General features: G+C 43.9%; 14 protein-coding genes and 2 tRNA genes. 6 read left to right on the top strand and 10 right to left on the bottom strand.

Annotated elements, in window-relative coordinates; genetic code table 11:
• Positions 1–39 precede the first annotated feature (39 nt).
• The 6 genes from MP622_RS12515 (at position 40) to MP622_RS12490 (ending at position 5,639) form a co-directional block, all read left to right on the top strand.
• Positions 40–116 (top strand) — tRNA-Met (locus tag MP622_RS12515).
• An 89-nt stretch (positions 117–205) separates the two neighbouring features.
• Positions 206–282, top strand: a tRNA-Met gene (locus MP622_RS12510).
• A gap of 204 nt (positions 283–486) precedes the next feature.
• On the top strand, positions 487–1,011 hold the full coding sequence (rimP, locus tag MP622_RS12505; RefSeq protein WP_104441190.1) for a ribosome maturation factor RimP: 525 nt from the start codon (positions 487–489) through the stop codon (positions 1,009–1,011).
• A gap of 35 nt (positions 1,012–1,046) precedes the next feature.
• Positions 1,047–2,531 (top strand): transcription termination factor NusA, encoded by a 1,485-nt coding sequence (gene nusA, locus MP622_RS12500; protein WP_016168395.1) that lies wholly within the window; start codon positions 1,047–1,049, stop codon positions 2,529–2,531.
• Between the two features lie 10 nt (positions 2,532–2,541).
• Complete coding sequence (gene infB / locus MP622_RS12495) at positions 2,542–5,235, top strand: translation initiation factor IF-2 (protein WP_016168394.1); 2,694 nt, start codon at positions 2,542–2,544, stop codon at positions 5,233–5,235.
• On the top strand, positions 5,235–5,639 hold the full coding sequence (locus MP622_RS12490; protein WP_016168393.1) for a ribosome-binding factor A: 405 nt from the start codon (positions 5,235–5,237) through the stop codon (positions 5,637–5,639). Before infB ends, MP622_RS12490 begins: the two co-directional genes overlap by 1 nt.
• 64 nt (positions 5,640–5,703) lie before the next feature.
• On the opposite strand, the gene MP622_RS12485 is transcribed toward MP622_RS12490, so the two are convergent.
• The 10 genes from MP622_RS12485 to MP622_RS12440 all read right to left on the bottom strand — a co-directional run bounded on the left by MP622_RS12485 (position 5,704) and on the right by MP622_RS12440 (position 17,157).
• Complete coding sequence (locus tag MP622_RS12485; protein WP_016168392.1) at positions 5,704–6,066, bottom strand: Na+/H+ antiporter subunit G; 363 nt, start codon at positions 6,064–6,066, stop codon at positions 5,704–5,706.
• A 12-nt stretch (positions 6,067–6,078) separates the two neighbouring features.
• Entirely contained in the window at positions 6,079–6,354 is a 276-nt protein-coding gene (locus MP622_RS12480; protein WP_243791220.1) for a monovalent cation/H+ antiporter subunit F, read from the bottom strand.
• Positions 6,351–6,872, bottom strand: a complete 522-nt coding sequence (locus MP622_RS12475) for a Na+/H+ antiporter subunit E (RefSeq protein ID WP_243793529.1) — start codon at positions 6,870–6,872, stop codon at positions 6,351–6,353. The genes MP622_RS12480 and MP622_RS12475 overlap by 4 nt, the downstream gene beginning before the upstream one ends.
• A gap of 2 nt (positions 6,873–6,874) precedes the next feature.
• A complete protein-coding gene (locus tag MP622_RS12470) occupies positions 6,875–8,686 on the bottom strand; it encodes a monovalent cation/H+ antiporter subunit D (RefSeq protein ID WP_243791218.1) in 1,812 nt (603 codons plus the stop codon).
• Entirely contained in the window at positions 8,686–9,051 is a 366-nt protein-coding gene (locus MP622_RS12465; protein WP_016168388.1) for a Na+/H+ antiporter subunit C, read from the bottom strand. Before MP622_RS12465 ends, MP622_RS12470 begins: the two co-directional genes overlap by 1 nt.
• 1 nt (position 9,052) lies before the next feature.
• Entirely contained in the window at positions 9,053–11,893 is a 2,841-nt protein-coding gene (locus tag MP622_RS12460; RefSeq protein ID WP_243791216.1) for a monovalent cation/H+ antiporter subunit A, read from the bottom strand.
• 296 nt (positions 11,894–12,189) lie between these two features.
• The gene (locus tag MP622_RS12455) at positions 12,190–13,569 is read right to left on the bottom strand and encodes an AAA family ATPase (RefSeq protein ID WP_243791214.1); all 1,380 of its coding nucleotides are present in this window, start codon (positions 13,567–13,569) and stop codon (positions 12,190–12,192) included.
• Positions 13,570–13,593: 24 nt separating this feature from the next.
• Positions 13,594–15,099 (bottom strand): UvrD-helicase domain-containing protein, encoded by a 1,506-nt coding sequence (locus MP622_RS12450; protein ID WP_243791212.1) that lies wholly within the window; start codon positions 15,097–15,099, stop codon positions 13,594–13,596.
• Between the two features lie 14 nt (positions 15,100–15,113).
• On the bottom strand, positions 15,114–15,899 hold the full coding sequence (gene hisIE, locus MP622_RS12445) for a bifunctional phosphoribosyl-AMP cyclohydrolase/phosphoribosyl-ATP diphosphatase HisIE (RefSeq protein WP_243791210.1): 786 nt from the start codon (positions 15,897–15,899) through the stop codon (positions 15,114–15,116).
• Positions 15,900–16,074: 175 nt separating this feature from the next.
• Positions 16,075–17,157, bottom strand: a complete 1,083-nt coding sequence (locus MP622_RS12440; protein ID WP_243791208.1) for a patatin-like phospholipase family protein — start codon at positions 17,155–17,157, stop codon at positions 16,075–16,077.
• Between the last annotated feature and the right edge of the window lie 107 nt (positions 17,158–17,264).

Raw genomic sequence — 17,264 nt, 5'->3', positions numbered from 1 at the left:
GTAATTTAAATTGTTAAATTAAGAAATTTTGCCTTTTGTTGCGGGATGGAGCAGTCTGGTAGCTCGTCGGGCTCATAACCCGAAGGTCGTTGGTTCAAATCCAGCTCCCGCTACCAATTTGATTTAGGTGCAACTAAATCAGTGCGAGTACGAAGTATTTAGATTGAAAAATATTTCATATTTGTATATAATTTTTGCACGTTGATGCGGGATGGAGCAGTCTGGTAGCTCGTCGGGCTCATAACCCGAAGGTCGTTGGTTCAAATCCAGCTCCCGCTACCAAGTTTCTAAAAGAGGCTCACAACAAAGTGGGCCTTTTTGCACAGTGGACATTGGTTTTCTGTGTAATAATTGGGGCGATTACGCCCTTTTTTATTGGCTATCGTGTAGTGTCGACATCAATTGGTCAAATAGTCATGCTTCACTATAGTAGGTCTGTTTCATCGGTCAACACGACTATTGAATCGCACAAAATGACGAGAGTAAATGAAGTTATCAAATAAAACCCAAGCACTCCAAGACTTAATTGCTCCTGCAGTGCAAGCTTGTAATGTAGATTTGTGGGGGATTGAATTTATCCCTCAAGGCAAACGTTCATTATTACGTATCTATATTGACAAAGCTGTTGATGAAAATGTAGAACCAACGATCAATGAAGACGGCGAGCCTGAGCTGGGCCGTGGTGTTGGCGTACAAGACTGTGTGCGTGTCACTCAACAAGTGGGTGCTATGCTTGATGTTCATGATCCAATTTCTGGTGAGTATGCACTTGAAGTGTCTTCTCCGGGTTGGGATCGTCCATTTTTCCAATTGGAGCAGATGCCGGCATATATTGGTCAACAAGTTGCTTTACGCCTGATCAGTGCTGTTGAAAATCGTCGCAAATTTCAAGCTAAATTGGTTGCAGTAGATCTGGAAAATGAAGTGATTCAGGTTGAAGTAGAAAAGCAACAAGTGCTTGAAATTGATAGCAACAATATCGACAAAGCAAATCTGGTTTATCAAGATTAATTTAATTTATAAGAATCTGAACGAATAGGTGGCTTATGGCACGTGAAATTCTTACCGTCGTTGAAACGGTTAGTAATGAAAAAGGTGTACCTCGTGAAGCGATTTTCGAAGCCTTAGAACAAGCGCTTGTTGCTGCGACGAAAAAGAAATTTTACGAAGGAACCAACTCTGAAGAAGCGCGTCTCCGTGTAGAGATTGATCGTAAAACTGGTGACTATCGTACTTTCCGCCAATGGGAAGTGGTTGCAGATGAAGATCATGAAATGCCTGCATGTCAAGATGCTATTTCTGATGTAGATCCAGCGAAATGGTCGATTGGTGACATTCGTGAGTTAGAAGTGGAATCTATTGATTTCGGTCGTATTGCAGCGCAAATTGCTAAGCAAGTGATCGTACAGAAGATTCGTGAAGCTGAACGTGCTTTAGTTGCTGATGCATATGAATCTAAAGTTGGTGAGCTTATTTACGGTGAAGTGAAAAAGCAAACCAAAGATGGTTTCATTATTGACCTTGGTGATAATGCTGAAGCGTATCTTGCGCGTGAAGAAATGATCGCGAAAGAAATTTTACGTCCAAAACAACGCATGAATGCGATTTTGTTTAACGTAAATCGTGAAGGTCGTGGCGCACAATTATTATTGTCACGTTCACGCCCTGAAATGCTCATGGCTCTGATGAAAAAAGAAATCCCTGAAATTTCTGAAGAAATCATTGAGATTAAAGCTGCTGCGCGTCAACCAGGTGTGCGTGCTAAAATTGCAGTGAAAACCAATGACCACCGTATTGATCCTGTAGGTGCTTGTATTGGTATGCGTGGTACGCGTATTCAAGCAGTTCAACAGGAATTGAATGGTGAGCGTATTGATGTAGTGGTATGGTCTGATGATCCTGCACAATACATTGCCAGCGCTTTAGAGCCTGCTGATGTATCTGGTATCGTGATTGATGAAGAAGAGCGTACTGCGGACATTATTTTCGCAACTAGCGATCAACTTGCACGTGCGATTGGTTCTCAAGGCCAAAACGTGCGTTTAGCTTCTGAATTGACTGGCTATAAATTAAACATGATGCTTGAAGAAGAGTATCATGCTCGTCAGCAAAATGAAGCGCAACAATATCTAGACTTATTTGTATCACGTTTAGACATTGAAGAAGATTTAGCAATGGCGTTGGTGGAGATGGGTTTTACTTCTCTAGAAGAAATTGCTTATGTCCCAGCTGAAACATTTGATGAAATTGAGTTGGATGCTGAAACTGTTGAGTTGTTGCAAAGTCGTGCCAAAGAAGTGGCATTGGCAGATGCATTACAACAACAAGAAAATATCCAAGATCCAAGTGCTGAACTTCTTGCAATGGAAGGAATGACACAGGAAATCGCGTATGCATTGGCTGCACGCGGAGTAGTGACTGTTGATGACTTGGCAGACCAAGCGACTGACGATATCTCGGATATTGAAGGTTTAGGGGCTGAGCAAGCGGGTCAATTGATTATGAAAGCGCGTGAATCATGGTTTAACTAGGAGGTAATATATGACGGACAAGTCGATTCAAGAGTTAGCACTCAGCGTAGGACGTCCTGTAGACAAGCTCCTAGAGCAGGTTCGCGATGCAGGTTTACCGCAACGTAAAGCTGACGACATAATTTCTACTGAACAACAAGATACCCTCGTTAACCATTTGAAGAAAGTTCATGGTCAAGACGTAGGGCAAGCAGGACAAATCACGTTGAAACGTAAAACTACAGGTACTGCTAAAGTGGCAAGTACCTCAGGTAAGGCAAAAACCATTAATGTAGAAGTTCGTAAGAAGCATACATTTACTAAGCCTGATCCTGAACAAATCAAAGCAGAAGCTTTAGCGAAAGCACAAGCTGAACAACAGACTCGTGCGGCTGTTGAACCTAAAGCAACAGCTGAAAGTCCAGTGGCAAATAAAGCAGCTGCAAACTTAGAAGCAATGCGTGCAGCAGCAAAGCAAGAAACCACTAAGCAAGAAACAGCAAAAGCGGCTGTTGTGGTGAAGCGTAAATCGACTAATAAGCCAGTAGTTAAAGCACAAGTTAAAGTGATTGAAACTCCTGAGCAGAAGAGAGCGCGTGAAGCACAAGCTGCACAATTAAAAGCGACTGAAGAAGCAGCACGTCGTAAAGCAGCTGAAGAAGCGCAGCAACGTACTCTTGAACAAATGCGTAAAATGGCGTCGAAATATTCTTCTGAAGATTCGACCACCACGATTCGCGTGATTGATGATTCTCCGTTAGCGGCTGGTCTAGTTGGTCAGGCTTATGAAGATTCATTTGCGAAAGAAGACCGTGATATCAAACGTGGAACCAATACGCCTGGTGCACGTGCACCGAAGAAAGGTGGTCGTCGTGGTGAAGAGCAATCTTTCCGTGACAACACACATAAACGCGGTTTGAAAACCAGTACAGCAAATAAACATGGTTTTGAAAAACCTGTTAAAAAGCAAGTTTATGATGTTGAAATTGGTTCAACGATTGTAGTTGCTGACTTAGCCGCAAAAATGGCGGTTAAGGTGCGTGAAGTGATTAAATCGCTCATGAAAATGGGTGAATTGGTTACGCAAAACCAAGCGATTGATCAAGAAATTGCAGCACTTGTAGTTGAAGAAATGGGGCATAACCCGGTTCTGGTATCAGATACACAAGCTGAAGATAACTTGCTTGAAGCAGCTGAAGAGGCACGTGGTGCTCAAACAACACGTCCACCAGTTGTTACAATTATGGGTCACGTTGACCATGGTAAAACATCATTGCTTGACCGCATTCGTCGCTCGAAAGTGGCGGCAGGTGAAGCTGGTGGTATTACTCAGCATATCGGTGCTTACCATGTGACAACGGACAAAGGTATTATTACTTTCTTAGACACTCCTGGACATGCTGCATTTACTGCAATGCGTTCACGTGGTGCGAAAGCGACTGATATCGTAGTCTTGGTTGTGGCGGCAGATGATGGTGTAATGCCACAAACTGCTGAAGCAATTGACCATGCGCGTGCAGCAGGTACACCTATTATTGTTGCAATCAACAAGATGGATAAAGAATCAGCTGATCCAGATCGCGTATTGAATGAATTAACTACCAAAGAAATCGTGCCTGAGCAATGGGGCGGTGACGTTCCAGTAGCAATGGTGTCAGCACATTCTGGTCAAGGTATTGATGAGCTTCTGGACTTGATTTCAATTCAAGCTGAAATGTTAGAGTTGAAAGCATCTGAAGAAGGTGCAGCACAAGGTGTAGTAATTGAAGCGCGTGTAGACAAAGGCCGTGGTGCAGTAACCTCTATCTTGGTACAAAATGGTACCTTGAAAGTGGGTGATCTTGTACTTGCTGGTTCATCTTATGGTCGCGTTCGTGCGATGGCTGATGAAAACGGTCAACGTATCAAATCGGCAGGTCCTTCGATTCCAGTTGAAATCTTGGGTCTTCCTGAAGCGCCAATGGCGGGTGATGAAGTTCTTGTTGTGAATGACGAGAAGAAAGCACGCGAAGTGGCCGATGCCCGTATGGATCGTGAACGTCAAAAACGTCTTGAGCGTCAAAGTGCAATGCGTTTAGAAAACATTATGGCATCAATGGGCAAGAAAGATGTGCCGATTGTGAATGTAGTGTTGAAAACTGACGTACGTGGTACTTTGGAAGCATTACATGTTGCGCTTGCTGAACTTGCAACAGATGAAGTGAAAGTTCGTATTATTGGTTCAGGCGTAGGTGCAATCACTGAGTCTGACGTAACATTGGCTGAATCTTCTGAAGCTGTATTGCTCGGCTTTAACGTCCGTGCAGACAACACCGCGCGTCAAAAAGCGGATGCAGATGGTATCGACATTCGTTACTACAGCGTGATCTATCAATTGATTGATGATGTGAAAGATGCCATGAGTGGTAAGCTTGCACCAGAACATCGTGAAACGATTCTGGGTGTGGCTGAAGTACGTGAAGTCTTCCATTCAAGCAAATTTGGTGCAGCAGCAGGCTGTATGGTTCTTGAAGGCATGTTACACCGTAATAAACCGATTCGCGTATTACGTGATGACGTGGTGGTATTCCAAGGTGAGCTTGAATCTCTTCGTCGCTATAAAGATGTGGTTGAAGAAGTTCGTGCTGGTATGGAATGTGGTCTTGCAGTGAAAGGTTATAAAGACATCAAAGTCCAAGATAAGATCGAAGTCTATGATGTTCAACTGATTAAACGGAGTCTTTAATGGCGGGTAGTCAGCGTCTGAAGCGAATGGCAGATACAGTTCAACGTGAGTTGTCTGAGTTAATCCGCCAAGAGCTGAAAGATCCACGCTTAGGTGGTCTTGTGACCATCTCGGCAGTGAAGGTCAGCCCAGATTTAGGCTATGCAGAAGTCTATGTCACCGTGATGGGACGTGAGCTTGGCGATGAGCAAAGTGCAGTGGCAAATAAAGAAACTTTGGATGTGCTGAATAAGGCATCAGGTTTCTTACGTCATGAACTCAGTCGTCGTATTAAGACACGTATTACGCCACGTTTACGTTTCCATTATGACAAGACCAATGCGTATGGTAACTATATGTTTGGTCTGATTGCAGAAGCAGTGAAGGATTTACCTGCTGCTGAAGCAAAACAAGATGACGAATAAGCTCAAGATTAAAATTGAGTGATATAAAAAGCCACCTTCGGGTGGCTTTTTTAATGCTTATGAGTTATTGGCGGCGACGCTGGCGTTGCCATGGTAATGGCCGATTTAATGCTTCGGGTACATCACCACTCCTCGAGCGTAAGCGCAGATGAAGTGCAGCTTGTGCCATGAGATTGGCTGATACAGGGGCTGTGATGAAGGCTAAGAGTGTGAGCAGAACCTCAGCAAAACCAATACGTCCCTGAAAAGCTGAAAAGATCATGGCAGCAATTAAAAAGCTTCCTAAACCTAAGGTGCTCGATTTGGTAGGTGCATGCAGACGCATAAATAAGTCGGGTAGACGTACCATGCCAATGCCTCCAACCAACATGAAGAATGCACCAATCAGCAAGAAAATAGAAACCAGTATTTCCATGAGTAATTGCATGTGATGGACTCCTTAATCGATGACATGACCAGAGGTGAAGTAGCGTGCCAAAGCGACAGTGGATACAAATCCAAGCATTGCCACCAGTAGTGCTCCTTCAAACAGTGACGTGGTGCTCCAATAGATGCCCAGTACCACAATGAGACAGGTCGCATTTAAGAACAAGGTATCTAAAGCCAACAACCGATCGACAATAGACGGTCCAACAATCAGGCGACCCAAGCACATCATCATTGAAAGTGTGATAGCAACCATACAGATACCTAAAGCATAAGGTAAAACGGTCATGTGGCATCTCCTGAGTTGACGTGGAAGATCTCCATTAGTGGTTTTTCATAACGGTTTTTGATGTCTTGAATATCAATTTCTGTATCGTCACTACTTAAGGCATGAACCAAAATATCACCACGATCCTGATCAATCCCAGCAGAAACTGTACCAGGAGTGGTGGTAATGATCATCGCCAGTAAGCTATTGACTTCATCGTGTTGTGTGTCTAAAGGTACGCGATACCATTTCGGGTGTAATTGATCCATTGGACCTAAAACTAACTTAGCAATCCGAATATTGGAGATCACAATATCCCAAAGCACAACAAAAAATAGCTTAATTGCTGCCTTCCAATGAATATTAGGTGTCTGCTGAATAAAGGGTTGTACTAAGAGTGGAATAATCAAGGCAAGTAAACTTGCCATGACCAATGTTGCTGCATCTAAACTATGTGCCAGCATAATCCAAGTGATCGCAACCAAAACCGAAACAAAAGGATGAGGTAGCCATCGATTAAGGAAAGATTTTTTTTGCATCATTATGGCCCCACTGGTTTAAGTTGAGCATCATCAGGAATCAACATTTCATGTGTCTGTTGTTCTTGAATTTGACGTAACTTGTACGGTGAAATGTGCTCGCCAGACAAAGTATCTTCACTGATGGTATATGGAATAAGATGTGCATTAGGATCGAGTTCTTCACCACCGTATTTGGTTTCGGGTAAGTTTTCAGGATCAAAAGGCTGCACACTAATGACTTGATTCAGCTCATCCTTCTTCAATATAGTCGCTTCATACAAGGCATTATTTTGAATTTGTAATGCAGTATTCTGAGTATATTGCTGTATAGGTCCTGCCGCGACCATATAACAAATCAGACTAGCCAATAAGACATAGATGGCTATGTCGTTGCGTGGAGGAGCTTTTTCTGGAGTTGCTTGGTAAGCTGTATATTCTGCATCAATATGTGCAATTTCTTCAGGTTTGCTGGCACGCCAGAACAGAATAAAACCCACACGAGTAAATGCGAGAATACTGAGCAAACTTACAACCAGAATCACTGTAATCACAATACCTTGATAAGGTTCATTTACAGTGGCTTGAAGAATAAATACCTTGCCAAGAAAGCCACTGAAAGGGGGTAATCCCGCCATCATTAATGCAATAAGGAAATAGCAAATCGAAAGCACATGATGTTGTTTCATCTGTGGTGCGATTTTTAAATGATCCTTGTAGACACCACGTTGCGAGGTAATCCAGCCACAAAGCAGATAAAAAGCGGCTGCAATCAGCGTGCTATGTACCAGATAATACAGCGTTGCTGACCATGCTTGGGTATTAAACAAGGCAATAGCAGTGAGTAAGGTTCCAATGGAAGATAACACCATAAAACCGACAAAACGGCGTAAACGTTCCGCACCAATGGCACCAATCACACCATAGAGTGAGGTGATTAAACCGATAGGCAATAACCAGTTTTGTAGAATGGATTGACTTAAAGCATCATCAAATATGGTACCGTTAACCCGTAAAATGGCATAAATGCCGACTTTGGTCATGATGGTGAAAATGGCGGCAACAGGGGTGGTGGCTACGGCATAGGTTTTGGGTAACCAGAAGCCGACAGGTAACATTGCGGCTTTAATTCCAAATACCACAAATAATAATAGTCCACCTGCTACAGCTAATTTGTGCTCATCAGGTTGTAAGCTCGGTAGTAAGCGTGCGACATCTGCCATATTCAAACTGCCGACGCTACCATAAATCATGCCCAGACCAATCAGGAACAATGCAGAGGCCAAGAGGTTGATGGTGACGTAATGAATACCGAGCTGAAAGCGTGCTTTGCCTTGTCCATGCAAGAGCAACACATAAGATGCCATCAATAGAATTTCGAAGAACACAAACAGGTTAAACAAGTCGCCTGTGAGGAATGCTCCGCATAATCCCATTAATAAGAAATGGAACATGGTATGAAAATAACGACCACGGGTATCCCACTCACGGCTTGCAAACCACAAAACAGGCACTGCAAGTGCATAGGTTAAGACTAGCATTAAGGCAGAGAGTTGGTCTAAAACCAAAACGATCCCGAAAGGTGCCGTCCATTCACTCAGGTTATAGCTGCTGATTTGTCCATGACTGGCCACCATTAAATAGCAAATTGCAGTAGCGAGCCCTAAGAGTGCAGAAATCAGACTGATGCCACGACGCCAAGGTTGACGCCAGTCGTAGGCAAGTGAACCTGAACCTGGATTGCCCAGTAAAACCAGAATAAAGCCAGTAAATGCAGGAATGATGATGCTGAAAATTGGTGTATGCTCGGCCCAAAATTGGATGAAGTTATGCATTAAGGCTCATCCTCGCGTGGGTCAACAAGACTAATTTCTTCTTTTGAGTCAACGTGGTCGGTCCCTGATTCATAGCGGCTGCGTAAAGCCAGTTGTACAATAAAGGCTGTGGTGGCGAAACCAATCACAATGGCTGTAAGGACGAGCGCTTGTGGCAATGGGTCCGTGGACTTGGACGCTTCAGTCAATACTGCAGGCGAGTTGATTTGGACCCGCCCCATCGCAAACAGAAACACGTTTACCGCATAACCAATCATGGCTAAGCCAAGTACCACTGGAAAGGTACGCGCGCGCAGAATCAGATAGATGCCTGTTGAAACTAACAGTCCAATCGCAGAGGCAATAAGAAATTCTAGACTAATCATATTATTTCCCCTTTGGTAATGGACCAGACATGCTTGAGTGGCGCGAGTCACCCAGAACAGAAATCATGAGCATGGTTGCACCGACCACTGTGACATAGACCCCAACATCAAATGCAGCCGCAGAAGCCAAGTGCATTTCACCTAAAATTGGGGGTGAAACGTAGATGTGTGCACTGGTCAGAAACGGGCGTCCCCAGAACCATGCTGCAATAGCTGTTAGTCCTGCAATGCTTAGACCTGCACCAATCCAGATTTCGTATAGGCGTCCAGATTTGGCGCGAAGCAATTGTTCGGCTTGGTCTTGGCCTAATGCAATATATTGAATGATCAATGCCAAAGAGGTAATTAAGCCTGCAATAAAACCACCACCAGGTTCATTGTGTCCACGTAGGAAAATATACAAGCTGATGACCAAAGCCAGCGGTAAAATCCAAGAGGATGCGATACGGAGCATTAAAGGGGAGGGGTTAAAGCGATAAGTTAAACCTTGTGTGATGGTTGTACCATGTGTACGCATACCATCCATTAAACAGAGTGTGCCGATACCTGCAATACCCAATACCGTGATCTCACCGAAGGTATCGAAACCACGGAAATCGACTAGAATCACGTTAACAACGTTTGAACCACCGCCCAGAGGTATCGACTGTTGTAAGAAGAACCAAGAAATTGAATTATGGTCACGCGTCAGAATCAGCCAAGTGATCCAACCAATGCCAAGTCCACCGACAATAGAAAGAATGGCATCGCGCCAACGACGTGCTTGACTGGATTCATAAGGTGTAAGCTGAGGTAAGAGTGATAAGCTCATGAGCAGCAACACCGTGGTCACAACATCCACAGTAATTTGCGTTAGGGCCAAATCTGGTGCTGACAAAGTGACAAACACCATGGTCACAACTAAACCAATGGCACCACTAATCAGGACAGCTTTAATGCGTTCATGATGGAACCAGAGCATCATCCAGCAGGCAGAGAATAACAATAGCCATAGCACAATTGCGAGCATAGGAGCATGAGTCAGTTCACGTGTACCTGTGGTCAGCCCTTGACCCATCAGAGGAACAGCGACCAAGACAATACTAAACGCTACGATCCAGAGCAGGTAAGTTTGCAAGGAGCCTGTTTCTGTTTTACGTTTAATTTTTCGTGATTTAAGAAGCAAGTGTTTGAGTAGAGACTCAAAGATAAGTTTACCTTGAAAAGGTCCCAAGGCTGGGTCTAGGTCAATACTACGAATTTTACGGTTCTTTGCTAGAACGAAGTAAAAGCTTAAACCGCCAACTAGAGCAATTAAACTCATCACTAAAGGTAAATTAAAACCATGCCAGATGGCCAAATGTGTTCCCGAGAAGTCATGTAACTGCGTACTGGCGCGCGCCGTACTATTGACAATTTGCTCAACAGTGAGCGCAGGGAAAATGCCCACCACAATACATAGAATTGCCAAGAGAATTGCAGGCGCACGCATGCCAATAGGCGGTTCATGTCCATCTTTATTAGGAACTTGCTCACCAAGTGAACCATCAAAAAACACGCCATGCACTAAACGTACAGAATAAGCAACTGCAAAAATACCTGCCAAAGTCGCAATAGCTGCGGACAGCACCAGTACTGGGCCATTTAAGTTTGCCAATAACTCGGTAAAGAACATTTCTTTAGACAAGAAACCATTGGTCAGTGGAACACCTGCCATAGCCGCTGCGGTGACTATAGTCAGGGTGGCTGAGAACGGTAATAATTGCCATACGCCACTTAATTTACGTAAGTCACGCGTTCCTGTTTCGTGATCAACAATACCTGCAATCATAAACAGCGCCGCCTTAAAGGTGGCATGGTTGATGATGTGGAAAATGGCAGCAGCGACAGCCAATGGTGAACCAATCCCCAATAGGCAGACGATTAAACCCAGATGACTGATGGTCGAGTAGGCCAGAAGCCCTTTCAGATCTTCTTTGAAAATGGCAAAGAATGCCGCCATGCATAGGGTGAATAAGCCAACAAAAGTCACAATATTGTGATAAAGCGCAGCACCTGCAAAGATTGGGAGTAAGCGTGCCAGCAAGAAAATTCCCGCCTTCACCATGGTGGCCGAATGCAGATAAGCGGACACAGGTGTTGGTGCAGCCATGGCATTCGGGAGCCAGAAGTGGAAGGGGAACTGCGCACTTTTGGTAAAGGCACCGAGTAGAATCAGCAATAAGGTTGGGGTAAATAAGGCATGATTTTGAATATGTTCTGACATGGTCAGAATCTGGTCAATTTGATAGGTGCCTGTAATTTGCCCCAGTAAAATAAAGCCCCCCAGCATGGCCAAGCCACCCATTCCTGTAATGGTGAGTGCCATACGCGAGCCACGTTGTGCAACATCATAGTTGCTCCAGTAGCCGACCAAGAGGAAAGAAGAAATACTGGTCAGTTCCCAAAAAATTAACAGCAGAATTAAATTATTGGAAAGAGAGATACCCAACATTGCTGCCATAAACAACATGAGCAATAGATAGAGTTTGCTCAATGAGTTTTTTGGGCTGAGGTAATAATAGGCATAAATAAAAATGAGCGTGCCGATACCTGTGATCAGCAAAGAGAAAAGTAGACCTAAGGCGTCCAGACGGAAACTGAGATCAATGCCCAGTTGTGGTAACCAAGACCAACTTTGAGTAATGACTTCGCCATGAAAGACCTGCTTTGCTTGAGTCAGTAACAGAATTAAACTACTTAGACTGACTCCGATAGCCCCGAAAGCCGTTACCCCGCGCGAAAAATTTTTCAGCCACGAGACAAGGGTTGTGCCCAGTACTAACGGTAACAAGATAATAATTGGTAGCACACTTGTATCCATTGTCGTGATAGGTCGAAACCTATGGGTGAATCTTATCTTTCAAGGATTACAGGACAGCAAAGAGATATCCAAAAAATTCAATCTTGAAAGCCGTAAAGAAAATAAAAAAAGCGAAAAGCAAGCTGTGTTGCGCAACTTGAAAACTATAGCAAAACAAAATTTTACTATAAAAAAGCTGAATAAATCTGATCTTATTACATGAATAAAACAACATCAAACCTTTTCGTGCACACCGATTGAATTATCTGTTTTGAGGTCAAAATTGAACTTAAAGTAATTCTTTTCTTGCAAAAAAACTAGGACGACGGGTTCTGAAAAGAAGAATCGTGCTCTTGTTGCCACAGTTGCTGAAACTCAGCTTGTGCTTCTGGTGAGAGTTGTTGAATTTGTGCATACAATTGCTGAACCGCAGAAGTGGAGGGGGTATCAGATAACTGCTCGAGTTCAGTCGTGTCAGATAATGAAATTTGACTGAGTTCTGCATAAATTTGATCAAATTGTTGTTGTAGTGGTTGCAGTGCGATGTCTTGCACTCCCTGCGCAGAAAGTTGCAGGCATTGATAGGTGGCCGCATTTTCAAGGAGTTCTGTTCGGTTACCCGTTGCGATAATTTGTAACTGTGGAAAGGCTTGATGTAGCTGTTGCAAAATCTGGCTGCAATGTTGTTGATCTAGCTGCTCATCAATCGCATCGATGAGTAAGATCCCATCACCTTCTAAGCACGGATAGAGACTGAAAGGATTGAGCAAGCACATGCGTCGAACAATATCACCAATCAACGCTATCCAATTTTTTTGACTGCTGGAAAGCTGTTGAAATTGCATCGTTTTGCCTTGATAGCTCACCATTAATTGCAGTTTTGGTTGATATTGCACAAAAATATCATTCAGTTCAGGCAAGACGATGCGCAGACTATCTTTTAGGGCTTTTAAGCATGGCGCATGGAGTTGTGCATGGGCTTGAAATAAGGTGTTCGGAATATTTTCAGGTTGTAAGTGCTGACCTAAATGTAATTGATCACGCATTAACTGTTGAAACAGTTGAGCGGTCTGAGCATTTTCCAGATCACTAATTTCACGAAACCATTCAAAGAAACGACTAAAGGTTGTAAAAGGAATGGCAGCTACGTCATAGGCATATGCAGCTTGAAATACAATCGGATTGTTCTTGCTCAGTAAATTGATTTCATTGACAAAACGTTCAGCGGGGTAATAAGCAATCAGCGGTAAGCCTTGCATTGGGTCTTGTTGTAGGGCCCGATGGTAAAGTTGAACCAGTTGTTCAAGCTGATCGGTTTCAGCTTTACTCAGCCCAATGCCTTGCTGATTGAGGGTTTTATAGAGTTGCCAACTGCAATGATTCAACACTTCAGGTTGCGCTGTTTCAGACTCTGCGAGGGTGCCAATATCGGTAGGAATTTCGACACAAATCTGAACTTTGGACTGTAGGCGGCTATGCAGAATATCTTGATCTAACATGACCACACCCGCACTACGCAGGTCTTTATAACGGGCAGCAAACCAAGTTAAGGCTTGATAGGCATGCTTGAGAATGCTGGTTTTGCCTGTAGCTTGATCGCCTAAAATTAGGGTGATGGGTTGATCATGATAATGAAATTGAAGCTGTAAATTGGCAAACAGATTGGTGTGTTTGAGCTGTAACGATTCGATTTTCATATAAGCCCCGCATTCGTGCAATGGCTAGCCTGCCGCTTGGCGTAATGAGACAGGCATCCTATTTTTCAGTTGTTGCATCAAGTCGTAAATATGATGAATATTTAGACTTACTTTAGCACGAGTACAGGCGACGTACAGCAATCTTAACTCTTCGTCACTAATTTTATGATCTTGTTCCGTCAGCTTAAACTGATAGTCATCTTCGATGTGTACACGGTCCCATTCTAGTCCTTTGGCTTTGTGCGCCGTGGAAATAATATAATCGGCTTGTTCAATCGGAGTAATTTTGGCTAAAGCACGTTTAAGCGGATCAGTACCATGATCATCTACCAATTTCACCAAAGGTTTAATGTCGCTGCCTTCATTGGTTTCGCAATATTCATGTACATCATGCCAAGAATTAAACCACGCCAGTTCAGGCACATCAGTGACACGTTTGCCCTGTTTCAACATGCTGGCGGCATCGACAAAACGATTCAGTTTGACATGGTCGGCTTGTAGACTCACTTTATCGCCATGTACTAACCCTGAAAGCAACAGTTCCATGGCACGAGCATTGGTTCGACATAAAATTGCATCCCGCATTTTGGTGTGTGGTTTATTCACCACTTTGGAATTCAACAGTGGATTGCCTAGCAGAGGCACTTTTTCATTAAGCGCGCCCAAGATTGCATTGGCATTGTGCGCAATGCTTTCACCAAAGCGAAATGAAGTAGTGAGGCGAGATTCGGGTAAAGGAAGTTGCTGCATGGCATTGATGGCACCACGCCAAGCATAAATTTGCTGATGAGCATCACCGACATAAATTACTTGAGTATTTTTCTGACGCAATAAGATGCCCAACATTAAGGGGTCGGCGTCTTGTGCTTCATCAAATAGAACGTAATCGGCAGGAATATTCGGTTCAGATAGTGCCCAAAGTTTCAGATAAATATCATGCCCAATTCCTGCCTGATGATTGGGATCAATCGATTCTAGCCAACGACGTTCTACCGCAGGATAAAGATGCTTTTGTAAGGTATCGATATCGTCGGGATGCAACCAATTGGGTGCTTGCAGATGTCGCAGTGCAGGGTATTGCGAACTGGTTGAGCAAAAATAGCTCACCGCATTGGCGACCAAACTGGCAAGTCGACTCGGCATCAGCACATATTTTTCATAGCGTCCGCCCATCATACGTCTTAAGGTAATCGGTTCTAGCCGATATTCTTTGGCAATGAAGCTGGGGCTGAGTCGGGGTAATCGCAGTTTATCGGTGATTCCACGTGGAACACTACGGAATGCCAGTGAGTGAAAGGTGCGGCAATCCACATTGGAGTGAAACTTTTGCTGCGCTTCACTGGCGATGGCTTTGTTAAAGGCCAGATACATGCCACGTCGTTGTGGCATAGCATCACTGATCATTTGTAAGGTGGTGGTTTTACCTGTGCCAGCATAGGCAATCACTTTAAAGGATTGTCCTAGACGCGCATTATCAATGGCAGTCGCCTGCTCATAGGTTGCGCTCGGTTTTGGATGTTGATTTGACACAGGCAAACAGAGCTTTAGTGGCTACGGTTGGCTTTTTCGACCAAACCTGAGAGTCCTTGGCGTCGTGCCAATTCATTCAAAACCAGTTGTGGATCTAAGTCAAAATGACCCAACATCACAATGGTATGGAACCATAAATCTGCCACTTCATAAATCAAATCATTTTTATTGTCTTCATTGGCGATCAATTGAAATTCTTTTGCGGCAAGAATTGTTTCAATACTTTCTTCACCAATTTTTTCTAAAATTTTGTTCAAACCTTTGTGGTATAGCTTTGCCACATAAGAAGAGTCAGGATCTGCACCTTTACGTTCAGTCATCATTTGACCGAGGTAAGACAGCACTTCGACTTGCTCCGATTGTGCAGTAGATGCACTCATGGCAATAGTATGTGGATTGCTGGATTTTTCAGCCGCGTAAATCTGGCTCGGATCTTTCAGTTGTGCATCGACAATTTCCCAGCCTTGCGGGGTGAGTTTACGATAGAAACATGATTCACGACCCGTATGGCAGGCAATACCGCCGTGTTGTTCAATTTGTAGAACAATGACATCTGCATCGCAATCCAGACGAATTTCATGCACGGTTTGAAAGTGTCCAGACTCTTCCCCTTTGTGCCACAACTTGTTACGTGAACGGGAAAAATAAACTGCCTGATTTTTTTCAGCAGTGAGTGCCAAGGCTTCGCGGTTCATCCACGCCACCATAAGCACGCGTCCTGTTTGATGATGCTGTGCAATGGCAGGGACTAAACCTTGTTCGTTAAATTTTACTTCATCGAGCCAGCGCACGTTGTTCATAGGGACTTCACCAAAATCAGTTAATTGAAAAGAATATTCAAGTTGATGCGAAAAACATCAGGCTATAGTGTAGGGGATCGGGCTGGATTTGTGTTAATTATCTTTCATCAATTTACCCAGTCAGGATGTTGCAACATGAACTCGGCACCGTTCATTCATGTTGCAGATCTGAGGTTTAAAGCGCTTGCATGACCTCGGCAAATCGTTGCTTTTCGACCAGTTCCAAGAACTCATCGCCCAAACGTTGGCTTTCAGCCACACATTGTTTCCAGAGTTGGATGCGACGTTGTGGCTCCATGCCTTTGAGAGTGAAATCTTTACGATCAGGTAAACGTCCCAAAGGTAAGCTGGCCAGATATTCCTGCGAAGGTGAAATCAGCAGAGTGCGTGCTTGATTCGTCGGATTGGCTTTGCGCGATTTAAACATCTTGTCGAACCAACCCGGAGTAATGCTGTCGCTAAAATGTGGGTAGAGCACAATCCCTTGGCTTTCAAAGGGTAAATCGATGTGATAGTCAATCAAGCCCCCATCGCGATAAGCCCCTTGCGGGGCATCACTGATATTTTTGACCGCAGGCGTAACACCAGGAATTGAACCTGATGCCATGAGCCAGTCGGCAACATTGTCTGAATTGAAGTTCAGATAATGGGTTTTAAAACTATCGTCTTTAATTTTAAATTGTGGGAAATTTTTCGGTTGGCAGATGACCCGTTGCATAAAAAGGTTTAAATGCTGACGTGCAATGGCATTGCTGCCCACAATACCTAGCAAAGCGCCATACAGAGCCAATCGTTGATCACTTTGGAAGAGGTGTTCAGCTTTTGCGGCAATAATGGTGAGGTGATAATCGGGATGATCAACCAATTTTTGCGTTTGCTGATTCAGAATACCAGATAGCATGTCGCGTGAAATTTTTTCGATCTCGGCAATTTTCATCTTTTTATGAAAAGGAAGATGAATATACAGCTCCGCCAGTTTTTCAGGGCCGAGCTTTTCACCTTGCGCCAAAATTCCTGCAAAACGCCATGCACCAACTGAAGAACCGACTAAAAATCGGCGCTGTTTGGCTTGCGGCAGAAAACTGCCAAAGATGGCTTGATCAAGCCCAGTCAAACCAATGCCTTTGGGACCACCTGCTGCACCGGGTAAAATATCGACCTGTTTGGCATGGAAGCCTTCTTGTTGGATCAGTTGCCGAGCAAGATGACCAGCACGAATATTCAAGGCGGGAGAGCGCTTTTCAAGAATTTGAATCATGGTGCAATTATAAATATACAAATGTGCACTTAGTTTAAAAGTTCTGCCTACGGGCTCAATGGCGGGGAAAAACTTTAGGTGACTTGATAGTCACTTTAGAAGTGTGA

It is taken from the genome of Acinetobacter sp. PK01 (assembly GCF_022819285.1).
Classification (GTDB): domain Bacteria; phylum Pseudomonadota; class Gammaproteobacteria; order Pseudomonadales; family Moraxellaceae; genus Acinetobacter; species Acinetobacter tandoii.
Note: the sequence above shows the minus strand (reverse complement) of the source record. Positions and strands in the feature narration are given on the sequence as shown.

Coding starts and splice junctions, on each gene's coding strand:
- rimP (WP_104441190.1), top strand. CDS start 487: ATGAAGTTATCAAATAAAACCCAAGCACTCCAAGACTTAATTGCTCCT.
- nusA (WP_016168395.1), top strand. CDS start 1,047: ATGGCACGTGAAATTCTTACCGTCGTTGAAACGGTTAGTAATGAAAAA.
- infB (WP_016168394.1), top strand. CDS start 2,542: ATGACGGACAAGTCGATTCAAGAGTTAGCACTCAGCGTAGGACGTCCT.
- MP622_RS12490 (WP_016168393.1), top strand. CDS start 5,235: ATGGCGGGTAGTCAGCGTCTGAAGCGAATGGCAGATACAGTTCAACGT.
- MP622_RS12485 (WP_016168392.1), bottom strand. CDS start 6,066: ATGCAATTACTCATGGAAATACTGGTTTCTATTTTCTTGCTGATTGGT.
- MP622_RS12480 (WP_243791220.1), bottom strand. CDS start 6,354: ATGACCGTTTTACCTTATGCTTTAGGTATCTGTATGGTTGCTATCACA.
- MP622_RS12475 (WP_243793529.1), bottom strand. CDS start 6,872: ATGCAAAAAAAATCTTTCCTTAATCGATGGCTACCTCATCCTTTTGTT.
- MP622_RS12470 (WP_243791218.1), bottom strand. CDS start 8,686: ATGCATAACTTCATCCAATTTTGGGCCGAGCATACACCAATTTTCAGC.
- MP622_RS12465 (WP_016168388.1), bottom strand. CDS start 9,051: ATGATTAGTCTAGAATTTCTTATTGCCTCTGCGATTGGACTGTTAGTT.
- MP622_RS12460 (WP_243791216.1), bottom strand. CDS start 11,893: ATGGATACAAGTGTGCTACCAATTATTATCTTGTTACCGTTAGTACTG.
- MP622_RS12455 (WP_243791214.1), bottom strand. CDS start 13,569: ATGAAAATCGAATCGTTACAGCTCAAACACACCAATCTGTTTGCCAAT.
- hisIE (WP_243791210.1), bottom strand. CDS start 15,899: ATGAACAACGTGCGCTGGCTCGATGAAGTAAAATTTAACGAACAAGGT.
- MP622_RS12440 (WP_243791208.1), bottom strand. CDS start 17,157: ATGATTCAAATTCTTGAAAAGCGCTCTCCCGCCTTGAATATTCGTGCT.